The following is a 14,951-nucleotide window of genomic DNA, read 5'->3' on the forward strand; positions in this document are numbered from 1 at the left end:
TTTAGAACTGCTCGACGTCAATCAAGCCAGCCTGTGCAGCCTTGAGCAGACGACGTGGGATACGTACTTCCTGGCCGTCAACCTTCGCGGTGATCAGCGGCGCATTGTCAGCCTTCCACTGCGAACGACGCATACGGGTGTTCGCGCGGGACTTCTTAAACTTAGGGGTTGCCATTGTTGTTTCTCCTTACGCCCTATTTTGCGGTCTTCTTCTTGCGGCGAGCCATACCGCCGAAGCGCTGGTTGAACTTCTCAACGCGGCCAGCGGTGTCCATGAGACGCTGTGCGCCGGTCCAGAACGGGTGGGACTCAGCGGTCACATCAACGACGATGAGCGGGTACTCGTTGCCGTCTTCCCAGGTATCGGTGCGGTCGGAGGTCTTGGTGGAGCGCGTCAGGAACTTGTGGCCCGTGTTCGCGTCCTGGAAGATTACCGGGTGGTAATCCGGATGGATATCCTTCTTCATATGTGAGTTCGTCTCCCTCAGGATTGATACTTCAGGTCGGTTCCCCACTTGGGGATCGTGCCTGAGTTGGGTGCGAATGATTCATGTCCGCCCAGCTGTTCACTGGACAACTTTGCACATATTACAGGGTGAATCCGGTTTTACATAATCAAGTTCCGCCAACGCCACCGACAAACAACCGGTAGGTGTGCGAAATAGAATTATGCATTTCCTTGCTGGACGTGTATTGTTGACTCTCGCTGTTGTCGAAGTACACGTATACGCCTACGTCAACCGATTACTCAGATACTTTGTCGCGGACCCTCACTCCGCATTCCGTATCTAACTTTTCAGTGATCAGTGCGTGGGCGGCAGAAGAGAAAGAAGTCAACCCATGTCGGCACATTGCCAGGTCACGGGACGGAAGCCACAGTTCGGCAAGACCGTCTCCCACTCGCACCGCCGCCACTCGCGTCGTTGGAACCCCAACGTACAGAAGCGCCGGTTCTACCTGCCCTCCGAGGGCCGTACCATCACTCTGACCGTTTCCACGAAGGGTCTGAAGGTCATCGACCGCGACGGAATTGAGTCCGTCGTCGCTAAGATCCGTGCACGAGGTGAGAAGATCTAATGGCACGCAACGATATTCGCCCGATCATCAAGCTGAAGAGCACTGCGGGCACAGGTTTCACCTATGTAACCCGTAAGAACAAGCGCAACAACCCAGATCGCATCTCCCTAAAGAAGTACGATCCGGTTGTTCGCAAGCACGTCGAATTCCGCGAGGAGCGATAAGTTATGGCTAAAAAGTCCAAGATCGCCAAGAACGAAAAGCGCAAGGAGATCGTCGCTCGCTACGCTGAGCGTCGTAACGAGCTGAAGGCAATCATCCGCAACCCGGAGACCTCTGACGAGGACCGTCTGGACGCTCAGTTTGAGCTGAACCGCCAGCCTCGCGACGCCTCCCCTGTTCGCGTGCGCAACCGCGACTCCCGCGATGGTCGCCCACGTGGTTACCTCCGTAAGTTCGGTATTTCCCGTGTCCGTATGCGCGAGATGGCTCACCGCGGTGAGCTGCCTGGCGTCCGTAAGTCTTCGTGGTAAGGAGGATGACCAATGAAGCGCAATAATAACCATCGCAAGGCGCGCATGGAGCAGTCCCGCCGCCCGAAGAAGAACCCGTTGAAGGCCAAGGGCATCGAGAAGGTCGACTACAAGGACCTCGACACCCTTCGTCTGTTCATCTCTGATCGTCACAAGATCCGTTCCCGCCGTGTTACCGGTCTTTCCCCACAGCAGCAGCGTGAAGTTGCTACTGCGGTGAAGAACGCACGCGAGATGGCTCTTCTGCCGTTCACCAGCCGCTAAAGTTCGGTTGACGATAACAGCGTAGAGTCTTTCGACGAACTCCCGCCCCCTGGTTTCCAGGCGCGGGAGTTTTTTCATGCCCTGTTGAAGCTGACGCACGGCACGACAAAAGGCCCCCACGACCGTGGGGGCCTTCGGTATGTCTCGGGTTAGGCGATACTAGTGCGCAAAGTGGCGCGTACCGGTCACGTACATTGCGACGCCAGCGTCTTCTGCGGCCTTAATGACTTCCTCGTCGCGGATGGAACCACCAGGCTGCACGACGGCACGCACTCCGGCGTCCGCGAGGATCTGGAATCCATCTGCGAAAGGGAAGAACGCGTCGGAGGCGGCGACGGCACCGTTGGTACGGTTGCGGCCTTCGTCGAGCGAGTTAGCGCGGTCGACGGCCAGCTTCGCCGAATCGACGCGGTTGACCTGCCCCATGCCGATGCCGACGGTAGCGCCGTCGTGCGCAACGAGGATTGCGTTCGACTTCACGCAGCGTACTGCACGCCACGCGAACACGAGGTCCGACATGGTTGCGTCGTCGACGGCTTCGCCTGCCACTAGCTTCCAGTTTTCTGGGTTATCGCCCTCGGCCTGGAACGCGTCGCGCTCCTGGAGAAGGAAGCCGCCGGAGATCTGCTTGATCTCTTCGGTGTCTTGGCCTGGCTCCACTTCGAGGATGCGAAGGTTCTTCTTAGTCTGCAGCAGCTCGAGCGCATCCGGCGCGTAGGAAGGCGCGATGATGACCTCGGTAAAGATTGGCTTGACCTGCTCGGCAAGCTCGAGCGTGACCTCGCGGTTCGTCGCAATGACGCCGCCGTACGCAGATACAGGGTCGCAGGCGTGCGCCTTTCGGTGCGCGTCAGCGATGGACACCCCAGATACTGCGACGCCACACGGGTTGGCGTGCTTGATGATTGCGACGCACGGTTCTTCGTGGTCCCAGGCTGCGCGCCACGCGGCGTCGGCATCCTGGTAGTTGTTGTAGCTCATTTCCTTGCCGCCGTACTGAGTGGCGTCGGCAAGGCCCCAGCCCTCGTTGATGACGCTTGCCGCCTGGTGCGGGTTCTCACCGTAGCGCAGCGCACCGTCCTCGTCGTCGCCGAGCTGCTCCGCAAACCAGTCTGCAACGGCGGCGTCGTACTCTGCGGTGTGCGCGAACGCCGCAGCCGCCAGTTCGCGGCGCTGCTCGAGGGTGAATCCACCCTGCTCAACTGCTTCTTGCGCCAGCTGGTACTGGTCCGGGGAGGTCAGGATCGCCACTGATGGGTGGTTCTTCGCTGCTGCGCGGACCATGGAAGGACCGCCGATGTCGATCTGCTCGACGCATTCATCGAACTCCGCGCCGGACGCAACCGTTTCCTCGAATGGGTACAGGTTGACCACAACGAGCTCGAACGGTGCAACTCCGAGTTCCTCGAGCTGTTGCTTGTGGCTGTCCTTGCGGAGGTCTGCCAGGATACCTGCGTGCACGTGTGGATGCAGCGTCTTCACGCGGCCTTCAAGTACCTCTGGAAATCCGGTGACTTCCGATACTTCGGTGACGGGCACACCGCTTGCGGCGATCTTTTTAGCAGTCGAACCAGTAGAGACAATTTCCACACCGGCCGAGTGGAGCGCCTTGGCAAGCGGCTCAAGATCGGTCTTGTCGTACACGCTCACGAGCGCTCGACGAATAGGTGTGCGTTCGTTGTTCATTCGAAAGTGACCTTTCCTTCATGTATCGAAGCAGTAGCTAGTAGCTCAGTAACCTGACGGCGCTCTTCTTGCTTAATCCGTTCGTGCAGCGAGGACTCCGTATCCCCTGGCTGCACCAGCACGGGGCGCTGCGCAATGATGCGGCCTGTGTCCATCCCGTCGTCGACAAAGTGGACGGTGCAGCCGGTGACCTTGACGCCGTAAGCGAGGGCGTCGCGCACCGCGTGCGCTCCTGGGAAAGCAGGCAAGAGCGAAGGGTGAGTGTTAATTGTTTTACCTTCGTAGACATCCAAGAATGGGCGCCCCAAAATGCGCATAAACCCTGCGGAAACAACAAGGTCCGGGCTGCAACTAGAGACGGTTTCCGCAAGGTGGGCATTCCACGCGTCACGGTCCTTTTCCATTTCCACGATTGCAGTCGGGATGCCTGCGTTCTTCGCCCTCTCGACTGCCGGACACACTTGGTCCGCAACAACTAGGTCAACACGGTATGCACAAGGGTGGGCGTCCTGGTAGTCCATAATCGCCCGCAAGAGCGTTCCAGTACCAGAAACAAGGACGGCCACAGATAAAGCTTTATCAGCACTCACGGTTCATCAGTGTAGTCATTCTTCTTCCGCGTGTGAGCGGTTCAAGAAAGTTCGCACAAAGCGCACAAGCCACACCAATCCGCCCACGCCGACGGTCCATATAAAGAGGAAAAGCACTGCGGAAGCTAGGTCAGCGCCAACGACGCCGTACGCCCCCGCGTGCCCACGCGCGAGTAGGAGGCAGACGGCGAACATCGCTGCACTCCACGAGCCAATGGCGGCGACTTCTACCATCGTTGACGTCCGCCGCACGAAGAACGCGCACAGGATGGTCACGGGCACGGCGAGGAGGACGGCTGCCCACGGCGCGACTGTCGCAGGGATTGCCGCGAAGAGTGGGAACGGGGGTAAGGGGACGGAGAGGACGTCAAAAAGCGACACTTCCCCTCTGCCGACGTGGAAGGAACCGCCGAGAAGCACTGCGAGCGTGCCCACGACAGCATTCGGAAGGTACAAGATGCTCAGGAGGAGCAGCATGATGGCGCTCCCCCACCCGGAGTTGGGGTATGCCGCGTAGGCTTCGCCAATGCTCTGGTAGCGCGCGGCGAGCACGAGGAGCAGCACAAGTCCGCTCCCCGCGCATAGAAAGAGGAGAAGCAGGCTCGCAGCGCGGGCCGTATCGACGGCCACCACCGGCACACGGACCGTGGTGGCGAGGGCCTGCCAAAGCACATGCCGAATACCAAAGAGGAAGCCGATGAGATGGATGCAAGGCGGTAGCACTAGCGCTTGCCATGCGGGTGGTGGTTCTATCGCGAAGACTGCGGAGGCGTCAGTCACCATGAACAGCGCCATCGCGCTTGCAAGCAGCGGCAGCACAATCACCAGGCCAGCGATCACCGCGAGATCCAAGATGCTGACCTGCTTCGCGGTTGCGGCACGTACTCGCCACGCCATGAGGGCGGCGATCCCAATGGCTGGAAGCAGCGGCACCTGAGACAAGTACACGCCGTCGATCGTGAGGGATACTCCGTGAAGGGCAAACCATGTTTGCCCGATTGCGGCGGGCAGGTACGCAGTCTTCCATCCACCAATCAGGAGCGTCGCGGCGCAGACTGCAACGATGCCAAGGATGACATCGAGCGTCGGGATACCTATATAAGGGAGGTACGTCCGAATACGCGTCTTCCAGGTGCGCTCCTCCGGCGGAACGGTGTCGGCATCAGGCTTTCTTTTCGACGCCCACTTCGCACCGCGCCGTGCATTACTCAGGAAACCGCGACCGCTGCCCCGCGAGGAGCGGTCCACCGGTGATGATTGAGGTCTTGTTTTCTTCGACATTGCGCCTTATATTGCCATTGGTTGACCGTTTTCTGCCGTTCGACACTACCGCATTCCACTCACTGCCTGGCGTTTTAGGCGATGTAACGTAATACGCAAAGAAAACGATTAAGAAATACTCAGGTTATAGCTTGCCTTAGCGCATTCGATTCATTACAGTTACCTCTCGTAGATAACAGGAAGGTTACAAACGTTACAGTTCTGTAACCAACGGGAAGTCTAAAGAGGGTCCATGCTCCACTCAACGAAATCAGCTGGCAAGCACGGCAAGCAGTCCCCTAACAAGGGTCGCGTCGCAATGGTTGCCGTTGCCACTGGCGCCGTCTCCACCGCCGGACTCTCTGGCGCTGCCGCAGCTGCGCTTCAGGGCGATGGCACCCAGCAAGCTGACAGCTACACCCTCGCCGCAGACACCGACCAGCTCACGGCACTGACCGATGAGGCTGCGCCACAGATCCTCGCTATCGCGGAATACAAGCCGGTTGAGAACCTTGCGGATCAGCTCGTGAAGGCAGTCGCACATTCCGAGGAGGTCGCACGCGCCGATGAAGCCGCTCGCGCACCGCTGGTTGTGAAGCCAGCTGAGGGCGTGTTCACCTCCGGATTTGGCCCTCGCTGGGGTTCCTTCCACTCTGGCGTCGACATCGCCAACGTGAATGGCACCCCAATCCTGGCCGTCATGGACGGCACCGTCATCGACTCCGGCCCGGCACAGGGCTACGGCAACTGGATCCGCATCCGACACGAGGATGGCTCTGTCTCCGTATATGGCCACATGGATTCCCTCTACGCTTCCGTCGGTCAGGTTGTGCACGCCGGAGAACTCATCGCAGGTATGGGTAGCCAGGGCTTCTCCACCGGCTCACACCTGCACTTCGAGATCCACCCAGATGGCAACACTCCTGTTGACCCGGCGACGTGGCTCGCAGAGCGTGGCATTCAGCTCTAAATCCAAAACTTCAGACCGCTGTGGCTCATATATGAGTCACAGCGGTTTTTTCTTTTTCGACACGGCGAGTGGGGGGACCGAACACTACCCCCACCCTCAATCACATTGGCAACATTGTTCCCATTAATCACATCTATCACAGGCGCGCAGCCTGCTGATTTCCAGAACCGCCGAACCCGTTCGAACATACTTTTCCCTCTCTACCTGCAGTTACGCGTTGCCAAGCCTCCGGCCGGTGACTAAGTTTTGTCGCTGTATGTGGCTACAACGTGGCCGCCCGGATATTTGTAGAAAAGGTTGCTTCTCCGTATGAATCGCACAGTACTTTCGGCACTTGCCGTCGCGACTGCGTCCATGCTCACTCTCACCGCTTCCCCTGCGAACGCTGTAGGTCTCACGCTGAACGGCGCTCCGATTGACCACAATCAGGCCGTGAAGGCTGTTGCGCAAGCAGCAGACACGATTCTGGATAGCGGTGCAACCCTGCGCGTCGGAGAGTACTCACTCGTGTACGACCCGCGCGTCATTCAGGAAAACCTCGGTCTCTCCTTCCAGCAGGAAGGCGCGAACGGTGGCGTCCGCTACCAGCGTGGCCGCACCGCCGATGGCCGCACGGTCGTCACCCCGGCAACGGGGACGTTTACGTCCGGGTTCGGCCCACGCTGGGGCACAGTCCACCAGGGAATCGACATCGCGAACAACCTCGGCTCCCCGATCTACGCCGTGATGGATGGCACCGTCATCAACGCCGGCCCGGCCCAGGGCTTCGGCAACTGGGTCGTGATCAAGCACGACGGCGGCGAGGTCTCCGTTTACGGCCACATGGCGGTCTACAACGTCAGCGTCGGCCAACGCGTGACGGCCGGCCAGCAGATCGCGCAGATCGGCAACGAAGGCTTCTCCACCGGGCCGCACCTCCACTTCGAGATCCACCCAGATGGCGTGACACCAGTAGACCCTGTGCCGTGGTTCGCGCAGGCAGGTATCCGCATCCAGTAGTTAGAGCTTCTCCATCGGGACGCCGCCGATCAGCATCAGGCGGACTGTCCCGGAGGAACCAAAGTCAATCGTCACGGTTTCTCGCACTCCCGCACCATCAACGGCCAGTACGGTACCCAGCCCGTATTTTGCATGGTTGACCCGGTCCCCGACCGCCAGCTGCAGGTCCTTGTTCACCTTGGTCCTGCTGCTACCGCCGCGCGACTGCGACCGCCCAAACCCGTTGCTGCGGCTCCGGCCACCAGTTGACCACGGTGAATGCGAAGAGCCCGAAGAATACGTGGGCTCCTCACGCTTCCAATCGATGAGTTCCTGCGGAATCTCCCCAAGGAATCGGCTCGCCGGGTTTGTCACCGGGCTCCCCCATGAGGACCGCACCATCGCGCGCGTCAGGTAAAGGCGCTTGCGCGCACGGGTGATGCCGACATACGCCAGGCGACGCTCTTCGGCGAGCTCCGCCGGATCCCCCAAGGCGCGCAGGTGCGGGAACTGCCCGTCTTCCCACCCAGTCACAAACACGACGGGGAACTCAAGACCCTTTGCGGTGTGCAGCGTCATCAACGTGACTACGCCCTGATCATTCTCAGGAAGCTGATCGGCGTCAGCGACGAGCGCCACCTTCTCCAGGAAGGCTTGTAGGGTTCCTGGCAGCGGTTCACCCTCGTCGAAGATCTCCGAAATTTCCTCGTCGCTGAGGTACGCCAGCTGCAGTGCAGACTCCGAGGAATACTCGCGCGCGACGGACACCAACTCGTTTAGGTTGTCCAAGCGCGTCGCGTCCTGTGGGTCGTTCGACTGCTCCAACTGCGCTTTGTACCCGGTGACGTCCAGAATCGTGGAGACCAGCTCCCCGAGGTCAGCGTTACTCGCCCCTTCCTGCTGGTCCGCTGTCATTTCCTCGCGCAATTCATCCATCATGGTGACAAAACCATTGATGGCGTTCTTCGCGCGCGTACCCAGTGCGTCAATGCCGCCATCTGCCGCAACCCGCAGCGCTTGGCCGAAGCTCACCGAGTAGGTCTGCGCGTACAGCGCCACCGTGGACTGCGCCTTATCCCCGATGGCACGCTTTGGCTCGTTAATAATCCTGCGCAGGCTGACCGTGTCGTCCGGGTTTTCTAGCGCCTTGAGGTAGGCCACGATATCGCGAACCTCTTTGCGCTCATAGAAGCGCGTGCCGCCTACCACCTTGTACGGGATCCCGGTGCGAATGAAGATGTCTTCCAACGCACGCGATGCATTGTTGGTGCGGTACATGATCGCGATGTCGGAGTAGGGCACTCCACTGTCTGTGAGCCGGTCGATCTCGCCAGCGATAAACCGAGCCTCGTCGTGCTCGTTGTCCGCGACGTAGCCGACGATCTGGTCGCCGGTGCCGTGGTCCGTCCACAGCTTCTTCGGGCGCCGACCGGTGTTCTGGGAAATCACCGCGTTGGCAGCGTCCAAGATGGTTTGCGTCGAGCGGTAGTTCTGCTCCAGCACGATGGTGGTTGCGTCGGGGTAGTCGCGCTCAAACTCCTCGATGTTGCGGATCGTCGCGCCACGGAACGCGTAAATCGACTGGTCGGAGTCGCCAACTACGGCAAGCTCAGAAGCCTCAGGCCCCTTGCCCACCAGGGTGTGGATGAGTTCGTACTGCGCATGGTTCGTGTCCTGGTACTCGTCCACGAGTACGTGGCGGAAGCGGCGTCGATAATAATCCGCAACCTGCGGGTGCTCCTTAAAAATCCGCACGACCTCCCCGATGAGGTCGTCGAAGTCGACAGCGTTCGCGGCGCGCAGGCGGCGCTGATACTCAACAAACACCTTGGCCACAGTGGAATCGAATGGGTTGTGGGTGCGCTGCGCGTCGTCGGCCGCCTGCTGTTCGTCGATGAGCTCGTTCTTGAGGTTCGAGATCGCATTCGCGAGCACCCGGGGTGAAAACTTCTTCAGGTCGAGATTGTTCTCTTTGGCAATCATCGAGAGCAGTCGGCGAGAATCGTCGGCGTCATAGATACTGAAGTTCGTGTTCAGGCCAGGAACGAGCTGGGCCTGCTGGCGAAGGATCCGCACGCAGATCGAGTGAAAGGTTGCCACCCACATCCGCTCGGTCTGCGGCCCGATCAGCGCCGCGACGCGCTCCTTCATCTCCGCGGCGGCCTTGTTGGTAAATGTGATCGCCAGGACCTGCCAGGGCGCGACGCCTCGTTCCTGCAGTAGGAATGCGATACGCCTGGTCAGCACTGCGGTTTTGCCGGACCCAGCGCCCGCGACAATCAGAAGAGGCGAGCCGCTGTGGCGCACGGCGGCTTCCTGTTGGGGGTTGAGTCCTAGCGTCAGATCATTCATGTCACACACCCTAACTCACACCCCGGACACAACCGCTGGAGCAGTGGCATAATGAGCAACCATGAGTGACTTCGAAATCCGCATGCCGTCCGGGACGGACGATCCGCTCTCCGATGCGGAGATCCAGCAGTACCGCAAAGAGATTGACCGCCTCGACCGTGTGATTTTGGACGCGATTAAGCGTCGCACCAAGGTGTCGAAGGCGATCGGCAAGACGCGGATGGGGTCGGGCGGCACAAAGCTTGTGCACACCCGCGAGGTCGCGATCATTAACCAATTCCGCGATGAGCTTGGGGAGGAAGGCCCGGCGCTGGCAAATATCTTGCTGCGCCTGGGACGCGGAAAGCTGGGCTAGCCCCAACAACGCACTCCCCAACTTTCGTAGTACCATATCAAGGCAGACAACCATCCGTTTCAAGGAGGAACTATGTCCGATATCACCGCCACGCCAGCCTGGTCTAACTTGGAGAAGCTCCACGCCTCCAAGGCTGATACGACCCTGCGCGAGCTCTTCGACCGCGACGCAGACCGCGCGAAGAAGCTCACCTTCGACGCAGCAGGGCTGCACGTTGACCTTTCCAAGCAGCTTATCGACGCCGACGTCGTCGATGCGCTCGTCTCCCTCGCAGAAACCGCACAGCTTCGCACCAAGATCGACGCGATGTTCGCGGGCGAGCACATCAACGACACCGAGGACCGCGCGGTGCTGCACACGGCGCTGCGCCTTCCGGTAGAGGCCAACCTTGAGGTCGACGGCCAAGACGTGGCGGCGGACGTGCATGAGGTGCTGGGCCGGATGCGTGACTTCGCATCGGCGCTTCGCTCCGGCGAATGGCTGGGCCACACCGGACACACCATTAAGAAGATCGTCAACATTGGTATTGGTGGTTCGGACCTGGGACCTGCGATGGCAACCAAGGCACTGCGCGCCTACGCAACCGCGGGCATTACCGCAGAGTTCGTCTCCAACGTCGACCCGGCGGACATCGCCGCAGTCCTCGACCGTTGCAACCCTGAAGAGACGCTGTTCGTCATCGCATCGAAGACGTTCACCACCCAGGAGACCCTGACCAACGCACACGTGGCGAAGCGCTGGCTCATCGAACAGTTCAACGGCGACGCCTCCGCTGTGGCGAAGCACTTCGTCGCAGTGTCTACGAACGCGGAAAAGGTCGCCGAGTTCGGCATCGATACCGCGAACATGTTCCCGTTCTGGAACTGGGTCGGTGGCCGCTACTCCATGGACTCCGCGATTGGCCTGAGCCTGATGGCCGTCATCGGACCGATGGACTTCATGCGCATGCTCGAGGGCTTCCACGCCATGGATGAGCACTTCCGCACCACCGAGTTCTCCCAGAACGTGCCGGTGCTGATGGGCCTGCTCAACGTCTGGTACCGCAACTTCTACAACGCCGAGACGCACGCCGTCCTGCCGTACTCCGAGGACCTTTCTCGCTTCCCTGCCTACCTGCAGCAGCTGACCATGGAGTCCAACGGCAAGTCCGTGCGCCACGACGGCACCGCAGTGACCTACAACACCGGCGAGATTTTCTGGGGCGAGCCAGGCACGAACGGCCAGCACGCATTCTTCCAGCTGCTGCACCAGGGCACCTCGCTCGTGCCGGCGGACTTCATCGGCTTCGCCACCCCGAAGGAAGACTTCCCGACCATGACCGGCGAAGGCTCCATGCACGACCTGCTGATGGGCAACTTCTTCGCACAGACGAAGGTGCTCGCGTTCGGCAAGGACCAGGCCGCCATCGAGGCCGAGGGTGTCGACGCCACGCTGGCCCCGCACAAGGTCATGCCAGGCAACCGTCCGACCACGACCATCCTGGCCGAGGAGCTGACCCCGTTCACGCTCGGTGCACTCATCGCGCTCTACGAGCACATCGTGTTCACCGAAGGTGTGATTTGGGACATCAACTCGTTTGACCAGTGGGGCGTCGAGCTCGGCAAGCAGCAGGCAAACGACCTGGCCAAGGCAGTCGCGGGCGAAGAAACTCCAGCAACCGGCGATGCTTCCACCGACGCACTGATTGGCTGGTACCGCGAAAACCGTCGCTAGCGCTTGGTGCATCACTCCTTAGTAGGGCAAGATAGGCAGTTGTTTTACCTACAACTAAGGAGTGAACGTGCAAGCCATCATCGACTGGATCGTCAACCTGATGGAGCTTCTCGGCGCCCCCGGCGTCGGGATAGCGATTTTCTTGGAGAACGTCTTCCCACCGATCCCCTCCGAGGTAGTGCTGCCGCTGGCCGGCTTCACGGTCGCGCAGGGCTCGCTGAGCTACCTGGCGGTGTTCATCTGGTCGGTGATGGGGTCCGTCGCGGGCGCGTTTTTCCTTTACGGCCTCGGTGCCTGGCTGGGCGCCGAACGCCTGCGCGCGATCGCTGACTGGATGTGGTTGGTGAAGGCGTCGGACGTCGATAAGTCCCTCGAGTGGTTTGATAAGCACGGCCGATCCTCAGTCTTCTTCGGCCGCCTGATTCCGGGGGTGCGCTCCCTCATCTCGATTCCTGCAGGCCTGGACCGCATGAACCTCGCGATGTTCGCCCTGTGGACCGGGCTCGGCTCCGCAATCTGGAACGCAATCCTGATCACGCTCGGCATGTACCTCGGCGAAAGCTGGGAGACGGTCTCCCATTACGTGGATACGTACTCGACCGTGGTCTACGTCCTGCTGATCCTGATCATGCTCGGCTTCCTGGCGTACTTCATTCGCCGCTCCATGAAGGAGAAGGCGGCTGGCACTGAGGGCACCACCAAATAACTCGTTCTAAGTCGCCCGCTCCCCCGAGGAATCCTTTCTCGATGAGCGTGCCACACCGCCGACACGGCTTGTTGTTCCTTCCAAATACGTAGCTGGTCTCCCCGGCGCGTTTGATCCCCGTGGTCACTCGCACCGGGGAGTCTTTGTTTGCCCACATGAGGCGCCGCGCGATCGCCACATGCTTTTCGACGTCCACCTCCCCCACCTTGCGTGCCGGATGCGTACCAGCGATGAAGTGAATTTCTGCGCGGTACTCATTGCCGATGCCCGCGACGAAACGCTGGTTGAGCAGCGCGCGCCCCATTTCGAGGTGCGGGTGCTCACTGATCCTGCGCACGACCTCTTCCTGGTCGAAGTCGCGTGCCAGCATGTCCGGGCCCAGGTAGCCCATCCGCTGCGGGTACTCGCGCGCGGGGAACACATCGACGAGGCCCAGCGAGTGTCCGACGAGCTCGATATCAGGCTTCGGCGCGTCCGCGAGGCGCAGCACCACCCGGGCGGTGTGGCCGGGCTTGCGCCAGCGGGTGCCCGCACGATGGATCGCCCATGTGCCTTCCATCTTGAGGTGCGTGTGTAGCACTTGTGATTCGTGGCCTTCGCGGGAAAACTCCATGAAGAGGTGCTTGCCGTAGGGCCAGACGCGCTCGCAGGTCATGCCGGTGAAATCGACGGTGGCGAAGCGCGGCACGCGAACACTCGTGGCAGTGACTTCACGGTGTTGCATCCACTGCAGGCGCTTCGACAGCTGATAGACGGAATCCCCTTCAGGCATAGTGGTATCCATGTTCCGCTTCTTACAAAACCTTTTCAACTACGGCCCCACGCCGGAGGAGTCGCTCGTCGGGTTCTTCCCCGACATGGATGCCGCCACCGAGTGGGCGCGGGGTGTGCTGGCAGAGACCGGCACCGACCCCGAAGCCGAGTTTGTTCGCGCCGTGAAAGACGTGCGCGTGGCGAACCCGCGCATCGGCCTGGCCGCGGCAGCACACCTGGTCAAGCAACTGCTTTAGAATCTTTGTTCGAATCTCATTTTTTCAAGTCCGACACGTCTGTATAGTCGCCCTTAGCTACTTGAAGGAGGGGACATGAACGACGTGACCAAGCTCGTTGACCAGGTCATTAACGGCCTGACGCAGCTACGCATGCTTTTCGACGACCCCTCCTCCCTCCGCCTTTCCGCCATCGCCGAAGACATCGCACGCCTCGAACACGCGATGGACAAGAAGGCCTACATCGATGCCGCCTTCGCGCAGGTCTGCGCTATCGCCGACGCCGGCAAACTCGTCGGCGCCAACTACCCGGATACCTACCTCATGGAGAAGTTGGGCATCTCCAAGGGTGAGGCATATAACCGGCTCGCGCGCGCCAAGGCGATGTTCGCTCCGGTGACGGAGCCGGACCGTGGCGGCCTGCTCGATGTGGAGGAGGCGGAGCGGCGTCGTAAAGACCAGGTCCAAGCTCGCCGCCACGCCGACGCGGTTCCCGCGGCCAAGCAGGACATCATCCGGCGCGAGACCGACAGGCTGCTCAAGGCCGCCGAGGGCGAGCACATGAGCATTTACGCCCACGCCATGGAGGAAGCGAAGACCCGAGACGAGCAGGACCTGCGCCTCACGGTCAAGCGCCTCGTGGATAAGGCGAACCGGCCACACGCGAAGAAGAACCCCAACGCGGGCTTTGAGAAGCGCGAGGCCACCCTGGGCAAGGAGAACTCCGACGGCACCTACCACGTGCGCCTGGACATGACAGCAGGCGACTACGCCCTCTACAAAGCGCTGACCGACAAGGGGCTTGCGCCAAACTCCAATATCCCGCCCGATCGCCAGCAGGACCGCGATCCTCGCACCCGTGGCCAGCGCCGCTACGACCAGTTCATGGCCATCATGCGCCAATACGAGCACGGCGAGCAGGCCACTCACGGTGGCGCCGCCTCCGTGGTGGTCTCAGTGACTCTCGACGACCTCGCCGACGCCGACGCCACCACACTGTTCCAAACCAACGTCGGCGTGGAGCTGGACGCCTTCGAACTCGTGCGCCTCGGCATGGATGGCACGTCTGACTTCCTGCTCACCGTCGACGGAATCACCGGCGTGCCGCTGCACCTAGGCAGGTCCAAGCGGCTCGCCTCTGTTGGGCAACGCATCGCCATGTTTGCTATCCAGGGCGTGTGCTCCTGGGCCGGCTGCACCACCGCAATGAGCGAGTGCGAAGCCCACCACATCATTTCCTGGCTGCGCCACGGCGGCACCGACATCACCAACCTCACCGGCCTGTGCCCCACCCACCACCGGTGCAACAACGACCACCGGGACGGCTCCTTCAACAAGGGCTACATGGACTACGACTCCACCACCGGCACCGCGTTGTTGGTCAAGGCCGACGGCACCCGCCACACCAACACCTCGGACCCCGCCATGCACTCGGCGGTGAATCGGATCCGGAACAAACGGGCGATGCGGGCAGGGCCACCGGGGACTACTCACCGGCCGGTGCCTCGCGTGATACTGCGACCCTAAACCCAGCCGAA

At 60.9% G+C, this 14,951-nt stretch carries 18 protein-coding genes; 11 read left to right on the forward strand and 7 right to left on the reverse strand.

The window, feature by feature from the left end; all coding sequences use genetic code 11:
- Position 1: 1 nt before the first annotated feature.
- Positions 2–175 (reverse strand): 50S ribosomal protein L32, encoded by a 174-nt coding sequence (rpmF, locus tag BJP05_RS07205; protein ID WP_070362826.1) that lies wholly within the window; start codon positions 173–175, stop codon positions 2–4.
- 19 nt (positions 176–194) lie between these two features.
- A complete protein-coding gene (locus tag BJP05_RS07210; protein ID WP_038589209.1) occupies positions 195–467 on the reverse strand; it encodes a type B 50S ribosomal protein L31 in 273 nt (90 codons plus the stop codon).
- Between the two features lie 373 nt (positions 468–840).
- Between BJP05_RS07210 and rpmB the strand changes: the two genes are divergently transcribed.
- Genes rpmB through rpsR form a run of 4 tightly spaced genes read left to right on the forward strand, consistent with a single transcriptional unit; the run spans position 841 to position 1,814 of the window.
- Positions 841–1,077, forward strand: a complete 237-nt coding sequence (rpmB, locus tag BJP05_RS07215) for a 50S ribosomal protein L28 (protein ID WP_070362827.1) — start codon at positions 841–843, stop codon at positions 1,075–1,077.
- Positions 1,077–1,241 (forward strand): 50S ribosomal protein L33, encoded by a 165-nt coding sequence (gene rpmG, locus BJP05_RS07220; RefSeq protein WP_070362828.1) that lies wholly within the window; start codon positions 1,077–1,079, stop codon positions 1,239–1,241. The genes rpmB and rpmG overlap by 1 nt, the downstream gene beginning before the upstream one ends.
- Positions 1,242–1,244: 3 nt before the next feature.
- Positions 1,245–1,550: a 30S ribosomal protein S14 gene (gene rpsN / locus BJP05_RS07225; protein ID WP_070362829.1), complete on the forward strand. Its 306-nt coding sequence runs from the start codon at positions 1,245–1,247 to the stop codon at positions 1,548–1,550.
- A 12-nt stretch (positions 1,551–1,562) separates the two neighbouring features.
- Complete coding sequence (gene rpsR / locus BJP05_RS07230) at positions 1,563–1,814, forward strand: 30S ribosomal protein S18 (protein WP_070362830.1); 252 nt, start codon at positions 1,563–1,565, stop codon at positions 1,812–1,814.
- A 159-nt stretch (positions 1,815–1,973) separates the two neighbouring features.
- On the opposite strand, the gene purH is transcribed toward rpsR, so the two are convergent.
- From purH to BJP05_RS07245, 3 genes are read right to left on the reverse strand one after another with little or no spacing between them, the layout of a single operon-like run.
- Complete coding sequence (gene purH / locus BJP05_RS07235; protein WP_070362831.1) at positions 1,974–3,500, reverse strand: bifunctional phosphoribosylaminoimidazolecarboxamide formyltransferase/IMP cyclohydrolase; 1,527 nt, start codon at positions 3,498–3,500, stop codon at positions 1,974–1,976.
- Positions 3,497–4,090, reverse strand: coding sequence for a phosphoribosylglycinamide formyltransferase (gene purN, locus BJP05_RS07240; RefSeq protein ID WP_070362832.1), 594 nt, complete (start codon positions 4,088–4,090; stop codon positions 3,497–3,499). Before purN ends, purH begins: the two co-directional genes overlap by 4 nt.
- A 15-nt stretch (positions 4,091–4,105) precedes the next feature.
- Complete coding sequence (locus BJP05_RS07245) at positions 4,106–5,371, reverse strand: DUF6350 family protein (RefSeq protein ID WP_145945258.1); 1,266 nt, start codon at positions 5,369–5,371, stop codon at positions 4,106–4,108.
- Between the two features lie 232 nt (positions 5,372–5,603).
- Here BJP05_RS07245 and BJP05_RS07250 point away from each other — a divergent pair, with 232 nt between their 5' ends.
- Together BJP05_RS07250 and BJP05_RS07255 are read left to right on the forward strand one after the other, a co-directional pair.
- Complete coding sequence (locus tag BJP05_RS07250) at positions 5,604–6,320, forward strand: M23 family metallopeptidase (protein WP_070362834.1); 717 nt, start codon at positions 5,604–5,606, stop codon at positions 6,318–6,320.
- Positions 6,321–6,629: 309 nt separating this feature from the next.
- Positions 6,630–7,319, forward strand: coding sequence for a M23 family metallopeptidase (locus BJP05_RS07255; RefSeq protein ID WP_070362835.1), 690 nt, complete (start codon positions 6,630–6,632; stop codon positions 7,317–7,319).
- Here the strand turns inward: BJP05_RS07255 and pcrA are convergent, their stop codons facing one another.
- Positions 7,320–9,650, reverse strand: coding sequence for a DNA helicase PcrA (gene pcrA, locus BJP05_RS07260; RefSeq protein ID WP_070362836.1), 2,331 nt, complete (start codon positions 9,648–9,650; stop codon positions 7,320–7,322).
- A gap of 61 nt (positions 9,651–9,711) precedes the next feature.
- Between pcrA and BJP05_RS07265 the strand changes: the two genes are divergently transcribed.
- The 3 genes from BJP05_RS07265 to BJP05_RS07275 all read left to right on the forward strand — a co-directional run bounded on the left by BJP05_RS07265 (position 9,712) and on the right by BJP05_RS07275 (position 12,424).
- A complete protein-coding gene (locus tag BJP05_RS07265) occupies positions 9,712–10,005 on the forward strand; it encodes a chorismate mutase (RefSeq protein ID WP_070362837.1) in 294 nt (97 codons plus the stop codon).
- 72 nt (positions 10,006–10,077) lie between these two features.
- Complete coding sequence (gene pgi / locus BJP05_RS07270) at positions 10,078–11,718, forward strand: glucose-6-phosphate isomerase (RefSeq protein ID WP_070362838.1); 1,641 nt, start codon at positions 10,078–10,080, stop codon at positions 11,716–11,718.
- A gap of 67 nt (positions 11,719–11,785) precedes the next feature.
- The gene (locus BJP05_RS07275) at positions 11,786–12,424 is read left to right on the forward strand and encodes a DedA family protein (protein ID WP_143000848.1); all 639 of its coding nucleotides are present in this window, start codon (positions 11,786–11,788) and stop codon (positions 12,422–12,424) included.
- Here BJP05_RS07275 and BJP05_RS07280 read toward each other — a convergent pair.
- Entirely contained in the window at positions 12,369–13,196 is an 828-nt protein-coding gene (locus BJP05_RS07280; RefSeq protein WP_070363557.1) for a DNA-formamidopyrimidine glycosylase family protein, read from the reverse strand. The genes BJP05_RS07275 and BJP05_RS07280 overlap by 56 nt on opposite strands.
- 10 nt (positions 13,197–13,206) lie before the next feature.
- Here BJP05_RS07280 and BJP05_RS07285 point away from each other — a divergent pair, with 10 nt between their 5' ends.
- Positions 13,207–13,434, forward strand: coding sequence for a hypothetical protein (locus BJP05_RS07285; RefSeq protein WP_070362839.1), 228 nt, complete (start codon positions 13,207–13,209; stop codon positions 13,432–13,434).
- Positions 13,435–13,509: 75 nt separating this feature from the next.
- Positions 13,510–14,940: an HNH endonuclease signature motif containing protein gene (locus BJP05_RS07290; protein ID WP_070362840.1), complete on the forward strand. Its 1,431-nt coding sequence runs from the start codon at positions 13,510–13,512 to the stop codon at positions 14,938–14,940.
- Positions 14,941–14,951: the final 11 nt, after the last annotated feature.

The sequence above is a fragment of the Corynebacterium sp. NML98-0116 genome, from assembly GCF_001767255.1.
Taxonomy (GTDB): domain Bacteria; phylum Actinomycetota; class Actinomycetes; order Mycobacteriales; family Mycobacteriaceae; genus Corynebacterium; species Corynebacterium pseudogenitalium.